This window comes from Ancylobacter rudongensis, assembly GCF_900100155.1.
GTDB lineage: Bacteria > Pseudomonadota > Alphaproteobacteria > Rhizobiales > Xanthobacteraceae > Ancylobacter > Ancylobacter rudongensis.
This window is the reverse complement of record NZ_FMTP01000001.1, coordinates 91,940-114,011: the sequence shown is the minus strand read 5'-3', so window position 1 is coordinate 114,011 and position 22,072 is coordinate 91,940. Positions and strand designations below refer to the sequence as shown.

The window sequence follows — 22,072 nt, the reverse complement described above, 5'->3', positions numbered from 1 at the left end:
GTCAAGGCCCGGGGATGAGGGCGGAACCACGGGCGCAAGGAGGACAGGCAGGTCCCCCTTTGGCGGGGCAGCGCCGCCCGAGTAGGCCCCCTCATGCCCGGGCTTGACCCGGGCACCCAGCGGCCCGATGCGCCCGCGAACAAGTCTGGGTCCCCGGGTCAAGCCCGGGGATGAGGGGCGGTAAAAGCGAGGAAGTCCCTACCGCGTCGCCAGCACCCATTCGCGGGCGCGGGCCTCGGGGTTGTCGTTCAGCAGCACATCGGTGACGACGGCGAGGCTGTCCGCCCCGGCCTGCCGCACGCCCGGCGCGCGCTCGATGGTGAGGCCGCCAATGCCGACCAGCGGCAGGTCGCCGATCCGCGCCTTCCACTGGCTGACCCGCTCCAGCCCCTGCGGTGCCCAGCGCATCTTCTTGAGTATGGTGGGGTAGACCGGGCCGAGCGCGACGTAGTCGGGCCCGGCCAGCAGCGCGGCTTCCAGCTCGGCCTCGTCATGGGTGCTGATGCCGAGCTTGAGCCCGGCCCGCCGCATCGCCGGCACGTCGGCCTCGGCAAGGTCCTCCTGGCCGAGATGGACGAAATCGCAGCCGAGCTCGATCGCCAGCTTCCAGTAATCATTGATGATCAGCTGGGCGCCGAAGCGGGCGCAGACATCGCGCGCCGTGGCGATCTCCCGGCGCAGCTCGGCCTCGTCCATGTCCTTGGCGCGCAGCTGCACCAGCTTCACCCCCTGCGGCAGCAGGCGCGGCAGCCAGGAGGCGCGGTCGACGATGAGATAGAACGGATCGAGCTTCATGCTGCACTCGCTGAGAGGTCAGGAACCGAAAAGGGCCCGGCCCATGACAGGGGTCGAAGGTGCCGCCATGTCGCGCACCTCCATCGGATCGGCGATCACCGCCTCGCGCCCGGCGGCGATGGCGGCGGCGAAGGCGCGGGCCATGCGGACGGGGTCGCCCGCCTTCGCCACCGCCGTGTTCAAGAGCACCGCGTCATAGCCCAGCTCCATCGCTGCCGCCGCATGCGAAGGCAGGCCGACGCCCGCATCCACCACAAGCGGAATGCCGGGGAAATGCGCCCGCATCGAACGCAGGCCATAGGGGTTGTTGAGACCGCGCCCCGAGCCGATCGGCGCCCCCCACGGCATCAGCACCTCGCAGCCGGCGGACACCAGCTTTTCCGCCACCACCAAATCCTCGGTGGTGTAGGGAAACACCTGGAAGCCGTCGCGCGAGAGGATCCGCGCCGCCTCGACCAGCCCGAAAACGTCCGGCTGCAGCGTGTCGTCCTCGCCAATCACCTCCAGCTTCACCCAAGGCGTGCCGAACAACTCTCGCGCCATCTCCGCCGTGGTCACGGCTTCCTTCACCGTCCGGCAGCCGGCGGTGTTGGGCAGCACCTTCACCCCGAGGTCGCGGATCAGCTGCCAGAAACTCTGGCCCGCCTTCGCCGCCCCCGATTCCCGCCGCAGCGAGACGGTGACGATCTCGGTGCCGCTGGCGCGGATCGCCTCAGCGAGGATCGCCGGCGATGGGTATTGCGCCGTGCCCAGCAGCAGGCGCGAGGTCACCTCGGTGCCATAGAACGTCACCGGATCGGCCGCCGCCGTCGTCGCCTTATGGGTCATCGCATCCATGAGGACCTCCCTCTCATCCGCCCTGCATCGGGGCGAGAATTTCCACCCGGTCGCCCTCGGCGAGAGGGGTCGCCTCGCGCCGGGCAGCACGGACCATGTCGCCATTCAGCGCCGTCGCCACGATGGCGTCGGCGAGTTCGAGTTCGGCCAGCAGGCTGGCCAGCGTGGCGGCGGCGGTATCGGCCGGCTCACCATTGACGATGATCTTCATCCATCACCTCCGGGAAATAGGCCCCGTCAAACGCGACCTCCGCCGCCCGCCGCGCCAACGCCGGCGCGGCCAGGAATCCATGCCGGTAGAGACCGTTCACATAGAGCGTGGTACCGCGCCGGCGCAGGCGCGGCAGATTGTCGGGAAAGGCCGGGCGCACATCTGCCCCGATCTCGACGATCTCCGCCTCGCCAAAGGCGGGGTGCAGCGCATAGGCCGCGCCCAGCAGCTCCAGCATCGACCGCCCGGTGACGCGGCCGCGCTCGTCATTCTCGATCGAGGTGGCGCCGATCATGAAATGCCCGTCGCCGCGCGGCACGATGTAGACCGGGATGCGCGGGTGCAGCAGGCGGACCGGGCGCTTGAGCGCGATCTCGGTGGAATAGAGCACCAGCATCTCGCCCTTCACGCCGCGCAGGTCGGCGAGCGCGTCGCGCGCCGCGAGCCCACGGCAGTCGACGACGAAATCGGCCTGTTCGGTCTCACCGCTCTGATCGTCCACCTCATCGAACCCATCGGCCGCGAAGCGGAAGGCAACCTGATACTCCTCGACCAGCTTTTGGGTGAGGGCCGCAAGCGCCTTGCGCGGCTCAAGATGCGCCTCGGTGGGGAAGAACAGCCCCTGGTCGAAACGCCCGTCGAGATCCGGTTCGAGTTCGCCGATCCGCGCGCCGTCGACCCATTCAAACGCCTCGGTGCGGCGAGAAAACCGTTTGAGATCAGGCAGATCGCGCGGCGGCGCCAGCACCAGCGAGCCCTCATTGGGCACGTCGGGCACCGCCGCGCGCCAATAGGCGAGCGATTCATGGCCCAGTTCGGCGATGATCGGTTCCGCGCTTTCGCGCTCGCACCACGGCGCCAGCATGCCGCCGGCATACCAGGAGCAGCCCTGTCCGGAACCGGATTTACGTTCGATTACAGTGACTTGGGCACCACGCGCGGCAAAGGCGTGGGCGCAGGTCAACCCGGCGACGCCGGCGCCAATGACCCGCACGCGCATGGCGTTGGCGCCCTGCCAAGGCGTTGTATTTTCAGTGGATTCAGTCTGCGTGGAAGCCATGCACTCCCTCCCTCCGCCAGTGTCAACTGGATCAGGTTCAAAGGGTCGCCATGCCGCGCAGAACGCGCCGATGGCCTCTCAGCCTCCTGACGAGGCTCCCCCGGACGCTCCGGATATAATCACTCAGCCGGCGAATGTCACCGTCGCGCGTTCAACATTCCGCCGCTCGCCGAGGCTGGGGCGGAGACTCAGACGCGGCGCGGCAGCGGCACCACATTGTCGGGCGTCTTGCGCGTCGCCATCACGATGGCACGGCGTAAAGCCTCGCGGCTAAAGGGTTTTCCAAGGCGCGGCATTCCGGCCTTGGCGTCGGCGGGCAACTCGGCATAGCCGGTGCCGAGGATGAGCGGCAGCCCTGGCCAGCGCTGGTCGATCACCGCCGCCATCTGCACGCCGGTCATCCCGGGCATGGCCTGATCGGTCAGCACCACGTCGAACGCCACGCCCGATTCCAGCAGATCCAATGCTTCGCGCGCGGACGACGCTTCCGTCACCGCGCAGCCAAGATCCTCCAGCATGGCGCCCGTAGCCGACAGCACCAGCGGATCGTCATCGACCACCAAAACGCGCCGCGCCCCGTCCTCGCCATCCGGCACACCCTCGTCCTCGTCAAGCGTGACGGCAGAGGCCGCCCGCGCCACCTGCGCCACGGGCAGATAGATCGTTGCCGTCGTGCCGTGTCCGGGCGTGCTCGCCAGCACGAGCCTTCCGTCCGACTGCGCGGCAAGGCCGTGCACCATCGCGAGGCCGAGGCCCGTACCCTTGCCCACCCCCTTGGTGGTGAAGAACGGTTCGGCGGCGCGTGCCAGCGTCTCCGCATCCATGCCGCTGCCGCTATCGGCGATCGACAGGCAGAAATAATGGCCCGGTTTCAATCCTCCGGGTTCCGGCACCTCGCCCGGCGCCGGGGCGGGAATCAAATCATCGCGCGCGGCGATGGTGATCACACCGCCCTCCGGCATGGCGTCCCGCGCATTCACCGCGAGATTCAACAGGGCGAGTTCAAGCTGGTTGGCGTCCACCCGTGCCAGCGGCAACCCGAGCGGAAAACGTGTTTCAATGCGGACACTTGGGCCGATCGAGCGGCGCATCATCTCGGCCATGCCAAGCACCAGCTCGGGGACATCGACCGCGGCAGGCTTCAGGTCCTGCCGGCGGGCGAAGGCCAGCATGCGCTGGGTCAACGCGGCGCCGCGCTGGGCGGCCTGCATCGCATTGCCAAGCAGCGATCGCAGCCGCGCATCGTCCGGCGCGCGCTTGGCGGCAAGCTCAAGATTGCCAAGGACAACGGCGAGGAGATTGTTGAAATCATGGGCGATGCCGCCGGTGAGCTGCCCGACTGCCTCCAGCTTCTGAGCCTGACGCAGGGCGTCCTCGGTGGCGCGGCGCTCAGTGACATCAACGAGGCCGCACAGCGTATTCTGGAGATTGCCCTCGACGTCCCGCTCCGCGACGGCGGAGAGCAGGCAGTCGAGCACGCGACCATTCTTGGCGATAAGCTTGTATTCCGCTTCACGCAATTCGCCGGTGTCGAGCAGGCGCGGCCAGTGCTCTTCGGTCCGGCGCCGCGCCGAGTCGGCGGCCATGAAGTCGGTCAGCGGCCGCCCAATCACTTCCTCGCGCGCGTAACCGAGTAGGCTGAGCCAGCGGTCACTCACCTGCGCGATGCGGCCATCGGGCCCGAGCGAATGCAGCGGCAAGGGTGTGCGACGATAGAGTTTGCGGTAGCGCTCTTCGCTCTCGCGCCACATGCCGGCCTCACGATCGGCAAGCATCGCGACGCGGCGATCATAGGCCGCAGCCAGCAGAAGAGCGATGAAGATGGCGAACGTCGCAGCCGTCACCACAGCGACCAGCGAAGCACTGCCAATGCCGTCCGCCAAGGCGGCATCGGCAGCCTGGACGGCGTCATGGGCGTCGCCATGGCCGGTAAACGTCACCCCCATCATGGCGACGTAGTGCATCCCGGCAATCCCAAAGCCGAGAGCCAAGGCTGCACCGGCGCGCTGGTAGACGGAGTGATTCCGAAAGGCCAGCCAGATGGCCACAATCGAGGCGGAAATGGCGGGGACAATGGCGGCGCCGACATAGATCATGTCGAACGTCATGGATCCAGGCATCCGCATCGCCGCCATGCCGGTATAGTGCATGCCGACAATTCCCAGCCCCATGAAGATTCCGCTCAGCAGAATCCCTTCGAAGCCCACACCCGGTCGGCTGGCGCCAATCAGCGCCACCGCTGTGGCAAGCACCGCCAGAAGCAGCGAGGCCAGCGTCAACCCGATCCCGTAAGAAACGTCCATGCCGAGATGAAGGGCCAGCATGGCGATAAAGTGCATGGCCCATATGCCACCACCCAGCACAAGGGCCGATGCCGCAAGCCACACAAGCCGCGCGGCACCCGCGCGCGTCATGCGTCCCGCGAGGTCAAGCGCAGTGTAGGACGCCGCGACGGCGATCAGGATCGACAGCGCCACTAGCGCACTATTGTGGCTCCCGACAATATTCATGATCGCCGAATATATCTCACATTTTGCGCACAGCGCTCAGTATCGCGATGCATGATCGTCGCGTCGGCTTCCCGCAAGGATCGCGGGTCGCCTGCGCGCCCCTCAGAGATAACCCAGGAACCACAGAATAAGAATGATCGGCAGCGGAATACCGAGCATCCAGAGAGCGCCACCCTTAAGCATGAATACCTCCTTGCGAATGTAGCAGGGGAACACCGCAGGGCCCTGATCGGTTCCACCTTCCGCCGGTGCTGCCCGGTTCCGCCTTCTCAATGCCGGTGAACGATGTCGTCCAGACTTCCAAGCAGCCTTTCCCCAAAGAGTCTCATCCAGCGCCTGCCGCTTCGCCTGCGCCGGCTTGCGCCCCCCCTACCCGAGCTTGCAGTGCTACTGGCGTTGCTCGGCGCGGCTCTGGGGCTTCTGGCCTTCGCTCTCATTGCCGACGAGGTGGCTGAGGGTGAAACCCATGCCTTCGACGAAGCAGTACTGCTGGCCTTCCGCGCGCCTGGCGATCCTGCCGATCCTCTCGGCCCGCCCTGGCTGGAGATCATCATGCGCGATGTGACGGCTCTCGGCGGCACCACCGTGCTGACCCTCATCACCCTCATCGTCGCCGGCTTCCTCGCCATGGACGGCAAACGTGCCGCTGCCCTGTTCGTGCTGGTGGCGACGTCCGGCGGCGGCCTGCTGAGCTATGCGCTGAAGCTTGGTTTCGAACGCCCCCGGCCGGACCTCGTTGCCCATCTTGTAGACGTCAGCACGTTGAGCTTTCCGAGCGGGCACGCCATGGGCTCGGCCGTGACCTTCCTCACCCTCGGCGTCCTCATCGTCCGCACGGAGCGAAAAGCGCGGCTCAAGGCCTATGCCCTTACCGTCGCGGTTGGCCTCACCCTGTTGGTCGGATTCAGCCGCGTTTATCTCGGCGTCCACTGGCCGACGGACGTCCTCGCCGGCTGGTGCGCGGGCAGCGCGTGGGCGCTCCTGTGCTGGATCGTCGTGTTGCTGCTGCAACGCCGAGGCAAGGTCGAGAGCGCCGGCAGCAACGGTTCGGGCAGCCCGCCCCCTCCCTCGTAATCCCCGCAAAGCCCCCGATGGCTTTCGTCTCGTGCTCGGCTATCATTCCCTCAGGCCGCCGCAGAGCGTGCCGCCAACGCAGGAGAAAGCCCATGACCACTACCGCGCCGGAAGGACATCTCATTCCGGGGATCGGCGTCATCGAGACCGTCGAGTCCGACAACGTCCTGCGCTGGGACGGCACTAATCTCTATGTCGAGCAAGACGTCTTTCACAACGGCCAGCTCGTCCACCGGCGCTACCGCAAGCGCGTGACCAAATCCGTCGCGCAGGCCATCGCCGCCATCCTCGCCCAGCACTGACGGGTCGGGCAGTCGCCCCCTAAAGCCGCGCCAGCAGGCTACCAAGCAGCACAAGGCCCGCCGGCCAGAGGCCAAGCCGCGCGGCGGAACCGATATGGCCGAGTTCGCCGACATCGGCCATATCGGCGCCCCATGCCTGCGCGAATGCGCCCGCTTGCGCCGGCGTCACTCGCGGATCGTCCCGGGAGGACAGAACGAGCGCCGGATACGGCAGGGGCAAGAGCGGCATCGGACCGAAATTACGGACCAGGTCGAAGGAAGAATCGGGATCGTCGACATTGGTCGGCGCCGCCAGGAAGGCGGCCGCCACCTTTGCGCGCGCCCGGCCCGGCTGTGCCGCCGTCCACCGCAGCACCGTCGCAACGCCGACTGAATGAGCGACCAGCACCACCCGGCGCGGTGCGGCCTCGACCGCCGCATCAAGCCGCGCGGTCCAGGCGCCGACCTCGGGTCGGCTCCAATCGGACTGGATCAACCGGCTCGAATTGGGGAAGGCCCCAAGCCAGTGCGACTGCCAGTGCTCCGCTGGCGCGTTCTCGCGACCGGGGACGACGAGGAAATCGAAGGAGGAAAAATCGACCGCCATATCCGCGCCTCGTCTCACGCTGGCGCCAGCACAGCGAAGAGGATCAGTACAAGACCCAGAAGCGAGACGGACCAGGCTAGCGAGCGCAGATAGGGCACGCCCATGGCGTAGAGCGGCACATAGACGATCCGGGCAGCCAGATAGAGCCCCGCCCCCCACAGGGTAAGCGCGCCTTCCCGGCCGGCGATATGGGCGATGAGAACCACGGCGGCAAACACCGGAAGCGTTTCGAACAGGTTAGCCTGCGCCCGCTGGAGCCGGCCGGTGACGATTCCCACCGGCGGACCCGGCTCGTCGCGCGGCCCCGTATTATAGTCGATCCCGGTTTCCCGGTTGCGCCACATCGCAGGAAGCAGCACCTGAACGAGGGCGAGGACCAGCGTCCAGGCGAGAAGCGTCAGCTCGATGGTCATGCGAGGTCCCAAAAGGTGAAAAACACCGTGCGAGGCGTCGCTATTCCTACGCGATGCCCTACATTTGGCAATCATGGCCAAGCCGAAGCAAATCAAACGTCGAGCCACCGACGGCCGCCCCCTCAGCCAGGTGGCGGCACTGCCGTACCGCGTGGTGGATGGCGGCGTCGAGGTGCTCGTAATGACCTCACGAGAAACCCAGCGGGTGATCATCCCGAAGGGGTGGCCGATGAAGAACCGCAAGGACTGGAAGTCGGCGCAGATCGAGGCCCGCCAGGAGGCCGGGGTTATTGGCGATATCGGCCGCAAAAGGCTTGGCCAGTATCTCTACTGGAAACGGCTGGAAAGCCATTTTGCGCTGGTCAAGGTGGCGGTCTATCCGCTTGCCGTCCGGCGCCAGCTGGCCGATTGGCCCGAGCGTCACGAACGGGCGCAGACTTGGATTTCCGCCGAGGACGCCGCCCTGCTGGTCGACGAGCCGGAACTCGGCGCGATCATTCTCGACTTTGCCCAATCGCGCGCAGCCGGGTTGCTGGCCGCTGACTCAAAGGCGGGCGGGCGCCAAGCGATGGCCGCACCCGCCGCGCCAAGTCTGGGGGGCTCGCCTACCTGAGGCTTCATCGAACTCGGCGATCGGCGGCGGAAGCCCCTCCCGTCAGGTCGCCGTATCGGAGACCCGTATATCAGCGCGGAACAGACGCCCGCTTTCGGCGAAGGCCACGCAGCAAAGAGCCGCCCCGGCGAGGCCGGCGAAGCCCAGGGTCAGTGGCAGCGTGGTCCCGTCGAAATTCTGCCCCAGCACGAAGCCCGCGAGCGCACCCCCCACCGTGCTCACGAAGCCAAGCACCGAGGAGGCCGTGCCCGCGACATGGCCGACCGGCTCCATCGCCATGGAATTGAAATTCGACACCATGAGGCCGAAGAAGAACATCATCGCGCCCTGCAGGATCGAGAACGTCCAGATGTTTTCGACATCGCCGAGAACGATGCCGGCGTGGACCAGCGTAACGGCGAGGTAGCCGCAGAGCGCGACATGCGAGACACGCCGCATGCCCAGTTTCTCGACGACGCGCGCATTGAGCAGCGACGAAGCCGCCATAAACACTGCGATCAGCGCGAAGATCAGGGTGAACAGTTCCTCCGCATCAAAGGCGTCGGCGAACACCTGCTGCGCCGAGTTGATGAACCCGAAAAGACCTCCCATCACCATGGTGATCGCCAGCATGTAGCCCACTGTCACACGGCTGCGGACGATGAGGCCGAACGCATGGCAAATGCCAGCGAAGGAAATCGGCGAACGATCTTCCGGGTGAAGTGTTTCCGGCAGGCGGCCCAGCGTCCACACGAACAGCACGGCCCCGAGCGCACACAGCATCAGGAAAATGCCCCTCCATGGCGCCACCAGCATGATCGCCTGCCCGATGGACGGGGCCACGATGGGCACTGACAGGAAGACAAGGAAGGCGAGCGACATCACCCGCGCCATGTGAGAGCCGGAATAACAATCGCGCACAATGGTGATAGCGAGAATCCGCGTCGCCGCTGCGCCGATGCCCTGCGCCACGCGCGCCGCCAGCATCACCTCCAGCGTGCCGGCAAAGATGGCGCCGATCGAGGCCGCTGTGTAGACGGCGAGGCCAAATAGAAGGATCGTGCGACGGCCGAAACGGTCGGCCAGCGTGCCATAGATGAGCTGGGCACCGCCAAAGCCTAGCAGATACGCCGTGACAACGAGCTGCGTGTGATTCGCCGTGTCGATGCCAAGCGACTCACCAATCTCCGGCAACGCCGGCAGCATGGAATCGATGGCGATGGCATTTGTCGCCATGAGGCCAGCGATGAACAGCACGAATTCGCGGAATCCCATACCGGGATGCGGATTTCCCGGAATCGGATGTCCCGGCGTGGAGAGAGGGGCGGACATAGGCTATCCATTGCGGCGGGAGCGCCGAAGGGCGGCGGCAGAGAGGGCGGCGAGAGTCTTCAATGTTCGCCTTAGCGCGCAGCGGTAGCTGGGCCTATAGGCCGAAAGACACAGCCGGACGACTTTCGCCGCGCCTATGCCGCAAATCCAGCTGTCCCAACGCTTGGCAGTGACTTCAATTAAAATGATGATTATCATCAATTCTGCCAGCGAATGCCGTACCGATGCCGCCCGCCGCGTCGAGCGGAGCGCTACGGGGGAGCACCTGCATGTTCGATCCGACCACGTGGACCGGATTCCACACTTGGCTGAGCTTCATCGCCATTGCCGCTGGCTTCGTCGTGCTGGCCGGCCTCATCGCAGGGCGTGATCGGGGCGGGTGGACGGCGGCCTTCCTCGCCCTCGCATTCGCCACCAGCGCCACCGGCTTCGGCTTTCCGTTTAACGGTATACTGCCCTCGCATATCGTTGGCATGGTCGCGCTCGTCGTGCTCGCCGTCACTGTGCCGGCCCGCTATCATTTCCGCCGGACCGGACGCTGGAACACGGCTTACGCGGTAGGGATCGTCGTCAGCCAATGGCTGCTCGTCTTCGTCGCCCTCGCCCAGGCCTTCGCCAAGGTGCCGGTGCTGCACGCCCTCGCCCCCACCCAGTCGGAACCGCCCTTCGCCATCGCGCAGGGCGTCGTCCTGCTGCTTTTCGTGCTTGCCGGCGTCGCGACCCTGCGCGGCGGCCGGCAAGCCGCCCTCCGCGCCTGACCTCAGAACTGAGGCGGCGCCATGTCGAGCGGCGGCGCGTCGAACTGGGGAATGTTCAGCTCGATGGTGGAAGGATCCACCGTCGGACCCGCACTGATCCAGTAGGTCACCGCTTCCGGCCACAGGATCACCACGACGACGAGAACCAACTGCATCAGCAGCCAGGGAATTGCGCCCCAATAGATCTGCGAGGTGCGGATCGACTTCGGCGCAATTCCACGCAGGTAGAACAGCGCGAAGCCGAAGGGCGGGTGCATGAACGCAGTCTGCATGTTCACGCACAGCAGCACGCCGAACCAGACGAGATTGATATCGAGCTTCATCGCCACCGGCACCAGCAGCGGCACGATGATGAAGGCGATCTCGAAAAAATCGAGGAAGAAGGCGATGAAGAAGATGAACACGTTGACAAAGATGAGGAATCCGGCTCGCCCGCCAGGCAGCTGCGACAGCAAATGCTCGATCCACAACGCCCCGTCCATGCCCTGAAAGACCAGGCTGAACACGGTGGCGCCGATGAGGATGAACACCACCATCGCGGTGAGGCGGGCGGTCGAGGCCATGGCCTGACGCAGATGCGTCCAGGTCAGGCGGCCATGCAGTGCCGCGAGCGCGATCGCGCCGACGGCCCCCATCGCACCCGCCTCGGTCGGGGTGGCGAGACCCATTGCCAGCGTGCCCAGCACCAGCAGGATCAGCACAATGGAGGGCACCATGCCCCAAAGCACCTGCCGGATCAGCGGCCAGCCGCCTTCCCCGCGCGCCTCGGGCGGCAGCGGCGGCATGTGCTGGGGCTTGATGAGCGAGAGCACGAATACATAGGTAATGAAGATCAGCACCTGCAGCAGCGAGGGGCCGATAGCGCCCAAATACATCTCGCCCACCGGGCGGCCGAGTTGTTCGGCCAGGACGATAAGGACCAGTGAAGGCGGTATGAGTTGAGTGATGGTCCCCGATGCCGCGATCACACCCGTCGCCAGCCGCTCATTATAGCCGTAGCGGATCATCACCGGCAGCGAGATCACCCCCATGGCGATGACCGACGCTGCCACCGTGCCGGTAATGGCGCCGAGGATGGCGCCGACGACGATCACCGCATAGGCAAGCCCGCCCGGCACCTTGCCGAACAGCTTGCCGGTACCCTCCAGCAGGTCCTCGGCGAGGCCACAGCGCTCCAGTACTGCGCCCATAAAGGTGAAGAAGGGGATGGCGAGCAGCAGATCGTTGGAGATGATGCCGTAGAACCGGAAGGGCAGCGCCTGCAGGAAGCTGAAGGTGAAATGGTCGGTCAATATGCCGAGTGTGCCGAAGAACAGGCCCACCGCGATGAGCGAGAACGCGACGGGAAAGCCGGCAAGCATGAAACAGATCATGCCGGCGAACATCAGCGGGGGCATCACGCCATAGGAGAACATGCAGGGCTCGCGCGTCGGGAAAGGGGCAGGCGGTCAGGGGGAGGTCCGGTCGGCGCGGCGCCCCTACTGGAGCGGCTTCTCGTAGTCAGTCGCGATCTCGAGGATACCGGACAGCGCAGCGATGCGCTTGATGAGCTCGGACAACCCCTGCACGGTGAGCAGCGCAAAGCCGAGCGGCAGCAGCAGCTTGGCCGGCCAGAGGATCAGCCCGCCGGCGTTCTGCGACACCTCGTCGGAGAGGAAAGACTGCCAGAAGAACGGAAAGCTGAGCCAGGTGAGATAGAGGCCGGCGGGAATGAGGATGAGCGTGAAGCCCAGTGTGTCGATCCACAGCCGGGCGCGGGGCGACACCGACATATAGACGAGATCGACCCGCACATGCTCGTTGCGTTTCAGCGTATAGGGTGCACCGAGTAGCACGACGGCCCCGAACAGGTACCACTGGACTTCCAGAAGGCCATTGGTGCTGTAGCTGAACAGATAGCGCACCGTCGCGTTTCCGGCGCTGACGAGACAGGCGAACAGCACGCAGTAATCCGCGATACGACCGAATCTCTCGTTCAATCCGTCGATGACGCGGCTGAAGGCGAGCAGCCCTCCCATCGCATTTCCCCTCGTTCTGGCCGGCTTTTATCGTTGCGGCTGGGGCGCCCCAATCGCTGCCCCTGCCAATCGCGGCAAGATAGACCATCGTCTCACGCAAATTAACCCGCTGCCGCCGAGGCGGCGGCGCCGGCGGCAAAAGCTGCTGCGGTGTGGCCGTTGTGCCGGCGCCCTAGCACCGGCGCGATTTGCCGGGAAGCCGTGGCGTGTTATCCCACGCTAACCCTTCCGCCCGGCCCCGCGAAAGTCCCCATGAGCTCCAGCGCGCTCCGTCTCCCTCTTGGCATTTGCGCGTTCATTCTCGCGGTCGGGGCGGTCTATCTCGCACGGTCGGTGGTGGCGCCGGTTGCCTTCGCCCTGTTCATCATCGCCCTCGTCTGGCCGCTGCAGATTCGACTGCAGCATCGGCTGCCGGCGCTGCTTGCGATGATGGCGACGCTCGCGCTTACCGTCCTCGCCCTGGCGCTGCTCGGCTATGTCACCATCTGGGGCTTCAGCCAGGCGGGGCGCTGGCTGATCACCAATGCCGGGCGATTCCAGGCGATTTACAGCGAGACTGCGGCGCAGCTGGAGGAAATGGGCCTCTATTCGGCCGGCATGCTGGCCGACACCTTCAACTCCGGCTGGCTCATCGGCGCCTTCCAGGGCCTAGCCGGACGGCTCAACGGCATGCTCGGCTTCGGCGTGGTGACGCTGATCTTCGTCATGCTCGGCCTGTTGGAGGTCGAGATTGTGCGCGCCAAGCTGATCGCCGAGGCCGGCGCGACCGGTCAGCGACTAGTGCGGGCGAGCGCGGCGACGGCGGCGAAGTTCCGCACCTACATGATGGTACGCACGGTGATGAGCGTACTGACCGGCGTCTTCGTCTGGGGCGTTTCCGCCGCCATCGGGCTCGATCTGGCGCTCGCCTTCGGCGTCATCGCCTTCGCGCTGAACTATATTCCCTTCATCGGCCCGCTGGTGGCGACGCTGCTGCCCACCTTCTTTGCGCTGGCGCAGTTCGGCTCGTGGGAGACGGCGGTGGTGGTGTTCCTCGCCATGAACGTCATCCAGTTCTTCAGCGGCAGCTATATCGAGCCGCGCGTGGCCGGCAAGGCGCTGGCGATCTCGCCTTTCCTCGTGCTGTTCGCCGTGTTCTTCTGGGCTTTCATCTGGGGTTTGTCCGGCGCCTTCATCGGCGTGCCGCTGGTTATCGCGGCCCTCACTTTCTGCGAAGAGGGCGAGGGCACGCGCTGGATCGCCCGCCTGTTGTCCGGCCGTAAGGAGCCCGCCACCTGACCATGACCGCTCTTTTCGTGACGCTGCGCAGGGCCCTCAAATGGCTGGCGGTGCTGGCACTGGTGCTCTTTGTCGCCTTCCTCGGCTCGCGCGTCTGGTTCGCGCAGAGCGGCCCGCCGCTGGAACCCTGGCATACCTTCGTACCGGAAGAGATGAGCGTCTCGGAGCTCGACGCGGCCGACTGGCGAGGCTATCTCGCCCACGAGGACAAGCTATTCGCCGACGTCACCCGTGAGGTGGTCCAGCAGTTGCCGGAGGAGGATCGCGTCCCCTCCAACCGGTATTTTGCTGGCAGTGTCGTCTACCCGCCCCACCTCACCCGTGACTGGAACCGTTCTTATGAGCTGGCACCGTCGGGCGAGCCGGCCGGCGTCGTCGTGCTGCTGCACGGGCTCACGGACTCCCCCTACAGCCTGCGCCATGTCGCCGGCCGCTACCTCGCGAACGGGTTTCTCGTCGTCGCCCCGCGCCTGCCCGGCCATGGCACGGTGCCGGCCGGACTGACCGATGTCGAATGGGAGGACTGGCTGGCCGCCACCCGCCTTGCCGTGCGCGAGGCGGCCGCCCGCGCCCCGGGCAAGAAGCTGGAGATCGTCGGCTTTTCCAATGGTGGGGCGCTGGCGCTGAAATACGCGCTCGACGCTCTCAGCGACAAAGCGCTCGTCCGCCCCGACCGGCTGGTGCTCATCTCGCCGATGATCGGCATCACCCGCTTCGCCCGCTTTGCCGGGCTGGCAGCACTGCCAGCCTGGCTCCCGGCCTTCGACAAGGCAGCGTGGCTGGGCCTGGTGCCGGAATTCAACCCGTTCAAATACAATAGTTTCCCGGTAAACGGCGCCGTGCAGTCGCACAGGTTGACGCGGGCGCTGCAGGCCTCCATCACCACCCAGGCGCGCGCCGGCCGCCTAGAGGAGCTGGCACCGGTCCTGACCTTCCAATCAGTGATGGACTTCACCGTGTCGACCCGCGCGATTGTCGACGCCCTTTATCGCCAGCTGCCGGCAAACGGCAGCGAACTCGTGCTGTTCGACATCAACCGTAACACCAAGCTCGGCCCGCTTCTACGCGCGACCTCCTATTCCGCTTTGCTGCGCCTGCTGCCTCCTCTGCCGCGTGACTTCCGCACCGTGATCATCACCAATGAAGATGCCGGAAGCGACCAAGTGGTAGAGCGCTCGATCCCCGCCGGCAGCATGCAGGAGACGGTACGTCCGCTGGGGCTCGCCTATCCGAACGACGTCTATTCGCTTTCCCATGTCGCCCTGCCCTTCCCGCCGGAAGATGCGCTTTATGGCTCACATCCAGACCCGGACGAGAATTTCGGGCTAGAGCTCGGAGCCATGGCGGTGCGCGGCGAACGCGGCGCACTGATCGTCAGCCTCGACGCACTAGTGCGGATGTCGTCCAACCCGTTCTTTTCCTACATGAATGACCGGATCCAGCCGGCCCCGGCCTCACCAGCGCCCTAAGCACGGCCGGTCACGGGCCTGCCGGCCGCTCCTGTCCCACCGTCGCCAGATAGAGTGCCGGCAGGAACACCAGGGTGAGTAGCGTCGCCACCAGCAGGCCGCCCATTATGGCGGTGGCCATGGGGCCCCAGAAGACCGTGGGTGCGATCGGGATCATTCCGAGGACGGTGGACAGCGCCGTCAGCACGATCGGGGTGAAGCGGGCGCAGGAGGCGTCGATCACCGCCTGGCGCGCGCTCTTGCCGCCGGCCCGCTCGGATTCGATCTGACCTATTAGAATCACAGCGTTTTTTATGATCATCCCGATCAGCGCCAGCACGCCGAGAATGGCGACGAAGCCGAGCGGGCGGCTGGACACCAGCAGTGCGATCACAACACCAATCAGACCGAGTGGAGCGACACTTATGACCAGTGAGGCCAGTGAGAAGCGCTTCAGCTGGAGCATGAGGACGGTGAGCATGATGAGGATCATGACCGGCACCACCGCCATGACCGAAGCCAGCGAGTTCGCGCTCTCCTCCACCGTGCCGCCGGTCTCGATGCGGTAGCCAGCCGGCAGGGTCTGCGCCAGCGCCTCGATCTTCGGCGCCAGCTGGTCCACCACCGTCTCGGGCAATTCGCCCGGCGCGATGTCCGACTGCACGGTGAGCGCCGGCAGCCGGTCGCGGCGCCACACCAGCGGATAGGTCTGCTCATAGTCGAAGCTGGCGAACTGGCTCAGCGGCACGGTGCGCCCGCCCGGCAGCGGCACTTCCAGCGTGCGCAGCGTGTCGAGCGAGACGCGCTGCTCGTCGGTGGCGCGCAGCACCACGTCGATCAGATAAATGTCGTCGCGCAGCTGCGTCACCGGCGCGCCCGTCACGACCGTGTTCAGCACCGAGCCGATCGCCTCGGTGGAGAGACCGAGGAGGCGCGCCTGGTCCTGGTCGACCCGGATGCGGATCTCGCGCGCCGGCTCGATCCAGTCATAATTCACCGTGCGCGTCAGCGGGTCGGCGGCGATCACCTCGGCCAGCCTGAAGGCGATGTCGCGCACCGGGCCGAGTTCCGGCCCCACCACCCGGTACTGGATCGGCCAGCCCACCGGCGGCCCCAGTTCCAGCGGCGAGACGCGGCTGACCACATTGGGAAAATCGTTCGCGAGCAGCGTGTCGAGCTTGGCCTCCAGCCGCTCGCGCGCCGGCACGTCCTTCGCCACCACCACCGCCTGGCCGAAAAAGGCATTGGGCAGCTGGGCATTGAGCGGCAGGTAGAAGCGGATCGCTCCGCGCCCGACATAGCCGCTCCAGCGCTCGACATCGGGGTCGTCCCTCAGGGCGTCGTCGAGCCGCGCCATGGCGCGCTCGGTGGCAAAGATCGAGGCGTTCTGCGGCAATTGCAGGTCCACCAGCAGTTCCGGCCGGTCGGACGCGGGAAAGAACTGGCGCGGAATCAGCGGCAGCGCCAGCACCGCGGCGACGAACAGGGCGAGCGTGACCGCGACCGTCACCCAGGGCGCGCCCAGCGCGACGGAGAGGAGGGAGCGATAGAGCCGCATCACCCGGCCCGGTTCACCACCGGCATTCTTCGGCGCTTTCAGGATCACGAGGCCGATCAGCGGGGCGAACAGCACCGCCACCAGCCACGACACCAGCAGCGCCATCGTCACCACCGCGAACAGCGAGAAGGTGTATTCGCCCGCCGACGAGGCGGCGAAGCCCACCGGCACGAAGCCGGCGATCGTCACCAGCGTGCCGGCCAGCATGGCGAAGGCGTAGGTCTTGAAGGCGTAGACCGCCGCCACCTCCTTCTTCTCGCCGGCGGCAAGCCGGCCGAGCGTGGCGTCGGTGGTGGTCATCGCATCGTCCACCATCAGCGCCAGCGCGATGATGAGCGCGCCGAGCGAGATGCGCTGCATGTCGATGTCGAGCAGCCACATCAGCGCGAACACGCCGGCGAGGGTCAGCGGAATGGTCAGCGCTACCATCAGGCCGGCGCGTACGCCGAGCGCGATGAAGCTCACCACGAGGATGATGAGGATGGCCTGCCAGAGCGAGGCCATGAACTCGGAAATCGCCTCGGCCACCGTCACCGCCTGGTCGGCGACCAGATGCGGCTCGATGCCGACGGGAAGCTCCGCCGTGATCGCCGCCATCGCCGTGTCGATGTTGCGGCCAAGCTGGAGAATGTCCCCACCCTCGCGCATCGAGATGGCGAGGCCGATGGCGGGCTCGCCATTGGTGCGGAACAGCGGGCGCGGCGGATCGACATAGCCGCGCCGCACGGTGGCGATGTCGGCGAGGCGCAGCATGCGCCCGTTCACGGCGAAATTGATGTTGGCCACGTCCTGCTCGGAGCCGAAGGCGCCGGAGACGTCGATCACCAGCGCCTCGTCGCCGGTCTGGATGGTGCCGGAAGGCTGCACCACATTCTGGGCCCGCAGCGCCGCCACCAGCGCGGAACGGTTGATGCCGAGATTGGCAAGTTCACGCACCGAGAACTCGACGAAGATCTGCTCATCCTGCTCGCCCAGAAGCTCGATCTTGGCGACGTCAGGCACATGCAGCAGCTTGGAACGGGCCTGCTCGACATAATCGCGCAGCTCGCGATGGGTGAAGCCATCGGCGGTAAAGCCGTAGATCAGGCCGAACGTGTCGCCGAACTCGTCATTGAAGCCCGGGCCGACCACCCCGCGCGGCAGGGTATGAGCCATGTCGCCGATGCTCTTGCGCACCTGATACCAGACATCGGGCACCTCGGCGCCGGGGGTGCTGCCCTTCAGGGCGACGAAGATGGTGGTGACGCCGGGGCGGGTATAGCTGCGGATGAAGTCGAGATGCGGCGTTTCCTGCAGCGTGCGCTCCAGCCGCTCGGTGACCTGCTGCAGCGTGTCCTCAATGCTGGCGCCAGGCCACGCTGCCTGCACCACCATGGTCTTGATGATGAAGGACGGGTCTTCCGCCCGGCCGAGGCGGGTATAGGCGAACAGGCCGGCGACCACCACGGCCAGCATGAAAAACAGCACCAGCGACCGTTCGCGGACCGCCCATTCCGACAGGTTGAACCGCATCACGACCCCGCCCCGAGCAGGCGCACCTTCTGGCCGGGATGCAGCGCCTGCACACCGGCCGTCACCACGATCTCGCCCGGGCTGAGCCCAGTCTCGACCGCGACGGAGGCCTGCGAGAAGCGGCGCAGCTCGATATTGCGGAGCGCCACCGTCTGGCTGGCGGGGTCATACACCCACACGGCCGGTCGCTCATTGACGGCGGTGAGCGCCGAGGCGGGGATCTCGATCGCCGCGTCGCTGCCGAGCTCCACCCGGCCGATGACGGTGGAGCCGAGGCGCATCGCCGCCGGCGGATTGTCCAGGCCGACCCGGACCCGGAAGGTGCGCGTCACCGGGTCCGCCTGCGGCGCCACCTCGCGCACCCGCCCAATGGCCGTGACGCTGGGATCGTCGCTCAGGGTGACGGTGATGACCGGATCGGCCGGCGCCGCGCGCAGCACGTTCGCCGGCACGTCGAACACCGCGTCGCGCCCGCCCTGCCGGGCCAGCTGCAGGATCATCTGCCCGGCCTGCACCACCTCGCCCGGCTCGGCGCCGCGCGCCGTCACCGTGCCGGCGGCATCGGCGACAAGGTCGGTGTGGCTGACATTGTCCTGCGCGGTCTTCAGCTGCGCCTCGGCATCGTCCACCCCCGACTGCGCCGCCTGCAGCGCGGTGCGGGCGGCGTCGTGACTGGCCTGGGTGGTGAAGCCATTGCCGAGCAGCCGCTCCTGCCGCTCGAAGGTGTTGGCGGCGGTGACGAGCTGGCTTTCCGCCGCCGCCAGCGCCGCCTGCGCCGAGCGCAGGGCGTTCAGCGCGTTTTGCGGGTCGAGCCGGGCGACGACCTGCCCGGCCTTGACCTGATCGCCGACATTGGCGCTGCGCTCGATCATCCGGCCGGAGACGCGGAAGGCCAGCGCGGCCTCGTCCTGCGCCTGCACATCGCCGGTGAAGGAGGCAACCTGCCCGCCGACGCCCTTCTCAACGGTGACGACCCGCACCGGCCGGGGTGCCGGGGCCTGCGCCTCCGGCTCCTCGCCGCAACCGGCGAGAGCGAGGCTTGCCGCGAGCGCGAGGGCCGCCCTCCATGGCCTGGTCGTCCTCATCGCCGCTCACTCCCCTGCCTGCCCCTGCGGCGCGCCCTGCCCGAACGGCGCCTTTCCGCCGCCAGGATGCGCGCTGCCGGCCCGATCCTACCGCCGAGCTTACAGAGGCAGATGACATTACGTAACTCACCCCGGCGCAAACCTCCTGTGCGCGGGGCGGGGCGAGAGGCGGGCGACTCGCCTTTGCCGCAGTGGCGCGCTAATGCTGGCGCTCTCACCGGGGCGGGGGTCTTACGGAGGCGGAATGCGTCTGGTCGTTGTTGCGTTGGCCCTCGCCCTGTGCGCGGGATGTTCGAACCGGCCGGTGGGCGTGCTCACGCCTGTCGAGGCCGCCGTGCCGGACACGACCAAGGTCGACCTTCTCGTCGCCACCACCCGCGAGGCCTCCACGGACTCCGGCATTCTCTACACCGGCGAGCGCGGCCCGGGCGTGTCGCTCGACGCCTTCACCGTTTCGATCCCGCCCGACAGCCGGCGGCAGATCGGCGAGGTGCAGTGGCCGCGCAGCCTGCCGCCCAACCCGGAAACCGACTTCGCCACCCTCGCCGTCGAGCCGCTGCCGAATGTGAAGGCGGCGAGAAGCTGGCTCGACAGCCATCTGCCGAAGAGCCGGCGGGTGCTGATCTTCGTGCACGGCTTCAACAACCGCTTCGAAGATGCGGTCTACCGCTTCGCCCAGATCGTCCATGATTCGGGGTCGGACGTGGCGCCGGTGCTGTTCACCTGGCCCTCGCGTGCCCGGGTGTTCGACTATCTGTTCGACCGCGAGAGCACCATCGTCTCGCGCGACGCCTTCGAGGACACGGTCTGGCAGGTCACCAGCGACCCGCGGGTGGAGGACGTGACCATCATGGCCCACTCCATGGGGGCGTGGCTGGCGATGGAGAGCCTGCGGCAGATGGCGATCCGCCACGGCAAGCTGCCGGCCAAGATCCGCAACGTCATCCTCGCCTCGCCCGATGTCGATGTCGACGTGTTCGCCTCGCAATGGCGGGCGCTGAACGGGCCGCAGGCGCGGTTCACCCTGTTCGTCTCGCAGGACGACCGGGCGCTGCAGGTCTCGCGCCGGATCGCCGGCGGGGTGGACCGGCTGGGGCTGATCGACACCAAGCATTTCTATGGCGAGCTGGAGAAGTCAGGCATCGTGGTGATCGACCTCACCGCCATGCGCAGCGGCGACGCGCTCAACCATGGCCGCTTCGCCTCCTCGCCCGAGGTGGTGCAACTGATCGGCCAGCGGCTGGTGAACGGCCAGACCGTGACCGATTCCGAGGTCAGCCTCGGCGACCGCATCGCGGCGGGGGCGATGGGCGTCGGGCAGACGGTCGGCAGCGCCGCCGGCCTCGCCCTCAGCGCGCCGCTCGCCGTCGTCGACCCGGCGACCCGGCGCACCTATCAGGGCCAGGTCGAGCGCTTCGGCCAGACGGTCAGCGAGACGGTCGAGGACCCCGGCGCCGATTAGCGCGCCAGGAAGCCGATAGCGGCGGCGTTGATGATGTCGATGAAGAAGGCCGACACCAGCGGCAGGATGATGAAGGCGCGCGGCGAGGGGCCGTGCGTCTTGGTGACGGCGGTCATGTTGGCGATGGCGGTCGGCGTCGCCCCCAGGCTGATGCCGGTGAAGCCGGCCGAGATCACCGCCGCCTGGTAGTCGCGCCCCATCGCCGGGAACACCACGAAGACGATATAGGCCACCGCCGCCACCGTCTGCACCGCGAGCACCACCACCAGCGCCAGCCCCAGCCCGCCAATGCTCCACAGCTGCATGCTCATCAGCGACATCGCGAGGAAGACGTTCAGCGCGAGATCGGACACCAGCGCCAGCGCCCGGGTGCGGGTGGGCCAGTGCAGGCGCGGCAGCAGGCGTGGCACCGTGTTGGTGAGCACGATGCCGACCAGCAGGCAGACCACGAACATCGGCAGCTTGAGACCCGTCCACTCCACCGCCTCCTCCAGGCCGAAGGCGATGAGGATGGCGACATTGAGCACCAGAACGGTGCGCAGCAGGCTGACATGGCTGATGTCGTCGTCGGTGCGCTCATTGACCGCCTTGGGCAGGCCGACCACGGCCTCCTGCCCCGGCCCGCTCTTCAGATGGTGGCGGGTGATGAGGTAGCGGGCGATCGGCCCACCGGCGAGGCTCGCCAGCACCAGACCGAGCGTCGCCACGGCGATGCCGACCTCCAGCGCGTTGGCGACGCCGAAACGCTCCGCGATCAGCGGCGCCCAGGCGATGGTGGTGCCGTGCCCACCGATCAGCGAGGCCGAGCCGAGGAAGACGGCGAGCCCCTCCGGCAGGTCGAGCAGGCTGACGGCACCGATGGCGATCACATTCTGGATGGCCAGATAGATCACCGTTAGCCCGAGCAGGATCACCAGCGGCCGCCCGCCGGCCAGCAGGTCGTCCAGCCGGGCATTGAGGCCGATGCCGGTAAAGAAATAGAGCAGCAGCAGGTCGCGCGCGCCGAGATCGAACACGATGGCAGCATCGAAGAAGCGGTAGGCGATGAGCGTCGCCAGCGCCGCCAGCAGGCCGCCGGTGACGGCCTCTGGAATGTTGAACTGGCGCAGCGGGGCAATCGCGCTGTTGATGCCGGAGCCGACGAAGAAGACGACGATGGCGATGGTGAAGGTCAAAAGGCCCGAAATCTCAATCGCCGACATCGTCACTCCGTCATCGCCACGGCCGTGAACCCCGTCCCG

At 66.9% G+C, this 22,072-nt stretch carries 20 protein-coding genes and 1 riboswitch; of the genes, 7 read left to right on the top strand and 13 right to left on the bottom strand.

What is annotated here, in order from left to right; all coding sequences use genetic code 11:
* Positions 1–198: 198 nt before the first annotated feature.
* The 5 genes from BLO63_RS00460 to BLO63_RS00440 form a co-directional block, all read right to left on the bottom strand.
* Positions 199–795 (bottom strand): thiamine phosphate synthase, encoded by a 597-nt coding sequence (locus tag BLO63_RS00460; RefSeq protein ID WP_091435819.1) that lies wholly within the window; start codon positions 793–795, stop codon positions 199–201.
* A gap of 18 nt (positions 796–813) precedes the next feature.
* The gene (locus BLO63_RS00455) at positions 814–1,623 is read right to left on the bottom strand and encodes a thiazole synthase (RefSeq protein WP_205409253.1); all 810 of its coding nucleotides are present in this window, start codon (positions 1,621–1,623) and stop codon (positions 814–816) included.
* Between the two features lie 22 nt (positions 1,624–1,645).
* The gene (gene thiS / locus BLO63_RS00450; protein WP_091435815.1) at positions 1,646–1,843 is read right to left on the bottom strand and encodes a sulfur carrier protein ThiS; all 198 of its coding nucleotides are present in this window, start codon (positions 1,841–1,843) and stop codon (positions 1,646–1,648) included.
* Positions 1,821–2,843: a glycine oxidase ThiO gene (gene thiO, locus BLO63_RS00445; RefSeq protein WP_091435814.1), complete on the bottom strand. Its 1,023-nt coding sequence runs from the start codon at positions 2,841–2,843 to the stop codon at positions 1,821–1,823. Before thiO ends, thiS begins: the two co-directional genes overlap by 23 nt.
* A gap of 51 nt (positions 2,844–2,894) precedes the next feature.
* Positions 2,895–3,015, bottom strand: a riboswitch (TPP riboswitch).
* Positions 3,016–3,091: 76 nt separating this feature from the next.
* Positions 3,092–5,380: an MHYT domain-containing protein gene (locus tag BLO63_RS00440; protein ID WP_244517537.1), complete on the bottom strand. Its 2,289-nt coding sequence runs from the start codon at positions 5,378–5,380 to the stop codon at positions 3,092–3,094.
* A 318-nt stretch (positions 5,381–5,698) separates the two neighbouring features.
* Here BLO63_RS00440 and BLO63_RS00435 point away from each other — a divergent pair, with 318 nt between their 5' ends.
* Positions 5,699–6,487 carry a phosphatase PAP2 family protein gene (locus BLO63_RS00435; protein ID WP_342028838.1) on the top strand — a complete coding sequence of 263 codons (789 nt, stop codon included), beginning with the start codon at positions 5,699–5,701 and terminating at the stop codon, positions 6,485–6,487.
* 92 nt (positions 6,488–6,579) lie between these two features.
* On the top strand, positions 6,580–6,789 hold the full coding sequence (locus BLO63_RS00430; RefSeq protein WP_026221089.1) for a hypothetical protein: 210 nt from the start codon (positions 6,580–6,582) through the stop codon (positions 6,787–6,789).
* A 19-nt stretch (positions 6,790–6,808) separates the two neighbouring features.
* Here BLO63_RS00430 and BLO63_RS00425 read toward each other — a convergent pair whose 3' ends face one another.
* Together BLO63_RS00425 and BLO63_RS00420 are read right to left on the bottom strand one after the other, a co-directional pair.
* On the bottom strand, positions 6,809–7,375 hold the full coding sequence (locus BLO63_RS00425; protein WP_091435809.1) for an RBBP9/YdeN family alpha/beta hydrolase: 567 nt from the start codon (positions 7,373–7,375) through the stop codon (positions 6,809–6,811).
* 14 nt (positions 7,376–7,389) lie between these two features.
* Entirely contained in the window at positions 7,390–7,788 is a 399-nt protein-coding gene (locus BLO63_RS00420; RefSeq protein ID WP_091435807.1) for an MAPEG family protein, read from the bottom strand.
* A gap of 73 nt (positions 7,789–7,861) precedes the next feature.
* Between BLO63_RS00420 and BLO63_RS00415 the strand changes: the two genes are divergently transcribed.
* Entirely contained in the window at positions 7,862–8,401 is a 540-nt protein-coding gene (locus tag BLO63_RS00415) for an NUDIX hydrolase (protein WP_091435805.1), read from the top strand.
* Positions 8,402–8,443: 42 nt separating this feature from the next.
* Here the strand turns inward: BLO63_RS00415 and BLO63_RS00410 are convergent, their stop codons facing one another.
* Positions 8,444–9,655, bottom strand: coding sequence for a multidrug effflux MFS transporter (locus BLO63_RS00410; protein ID WP_091435803.1), 1,212 nt, complete (start codon positions 9,653–9,655; stop codon positions 8,444–8,446).
* A gap of 326 nt (positions 9,656–9,981) precedes the next feature.
* On the opposite strand from BLO63_RS00410, the gene BLO63_RS00405 reads away from it, so the two are divergent.
* Positions 9,982–10,470: a hypothetical protein gene (locus tag BLO63_RS00405; protein ID WP_244517535.1), complete on the top strand. Its 489-nt coding sequence runs from the start codon at positions 9,982–9,984 to the stop codon at positions 10,468–10,470.
* 2 nt (positions 10,471–10,472) lie between these two features.
* On the opposite strand, the gene BLO63_RS00400 is transcribed toward BLO63_RS00405, so the two are convergent.
* Together BLO63_RS00400 and BLO63_RS00395 are read right to left on the bottom strand one after the other, a co-directional pair.
* Positions 10,473–11,885 carry a TRAP transporter large permease gene (locus tag BLO63_RS00400; protein WP_091435800.1) on the bottom strand — a complete coding sequence of 471 codons (1,413 nt, stop codon included), beginning with the start codon at positions 11,883–11,885 and terminating at the stop codon, positions 10,473–10,475.
* A 63-nt stretch (positions 11,886–11,948) separates the two neighbouring features.
* Entirely contained in the window at positions 11,949–12,488 is a 540-nt protein-coding gene (locus BLO63_RS00395; RefSeq protein ID WP_091435798.1) for a TRAP transporter small permease subunit, read from the bottom strand.
* 252 nt (positions 12,489–12,740) lie between these two features.
* Here BLO63_RS00395 and BLO63_RS00390 point away from each other — a divergent pair, with 252 nt between their 5' ends.
* Positions 12,741–13,766, top strand: a complete 1,026-nt coding sequence (locus BLO63_RS00390; RefSeq protein ID WP_091435796.1) for an AI-2E family transporter — start codon at positions 12,741–12,743, stop codon at positions 13,764–13,766.
* Between the two features lie 2 nt (positions 13,767–13,768).
* Positions 13,769–15,235 (top strand): alpha/beta hydrolase, encoded by a 1,467-nt coding sequence (locus BLO63_RS00385; RefSeq protein ID WP_091435795.1) that lies wholly within the window; start codon positions 13,769–13,771, stop codon positions 15,233–15,235.
* A gap of 10 nt (positions 15,236–15,245) precedes the next feature.
* Here BLO63_RS00385 and BLO63_RS00380 read toward each other — a convergent pair whose 3' ends face one another.
* Both BLO63_RS00380 and BLO63_RS00375 read right to left on the bottom strand, forming a co-directional pair.
* Positions 15,246–18,284, bottom strand: a complete 3,039-nt coding sequence (locus BLO63_RS00380; protein ID WP_091435793.1) for an efflux RND transporter permease subunit — start codon at positions 18,282–18,284, stop codon at positions 15,246–15,248.
* Positions 18,284–19,369, bottom strand: a complete 1,086-nt coding sequence (locus BLO63_RS00375) for an efflux RND transporter periplasmic adaptor subunit (protein WP_091435791.1) — start codon at positions 19,367–19,369, stop codon at positions 18,284–18,286. The genes BLO63_RS00380 and BLO63_RS00375 overlap by 1 nt, the downstream gene beginning before the upstream one ends.
* Before the next feature lie 244 nt (positions 19,370–19,613).
* Between BLO63_RS00375 and BLO63_RS00370 the strand changes: the two genes are divergently transcribed.
* Entirely contained in the window at positions 19,614–20,831 is a 1,218-nt protein-coding gene (locus BLO63_RS00370; protein ID WP_091435790.1) for an alpha/beta hydrolase, read from the top strand.
* On the opposite strand, the gene gltS is transcribed toward BLO63_RS00370, so the two are convergent.
* Complete coding sequence (gene gltS, locus BLO63_RS00365; RefSeq protein WP_091435788.1) at positions 20,828–22,033, bottom strand: sodium/glutamate symporter; 1,206 nt, start codon at positions 22,031–22,033, stop codon at positions 20,828–20,830. The genes BLO63_RS00370 and gltS overlap by 4 nt on opposite strands.
* Between the last annotated feature and the right edge of the window lie 39 nt (positions 22,034–22,072).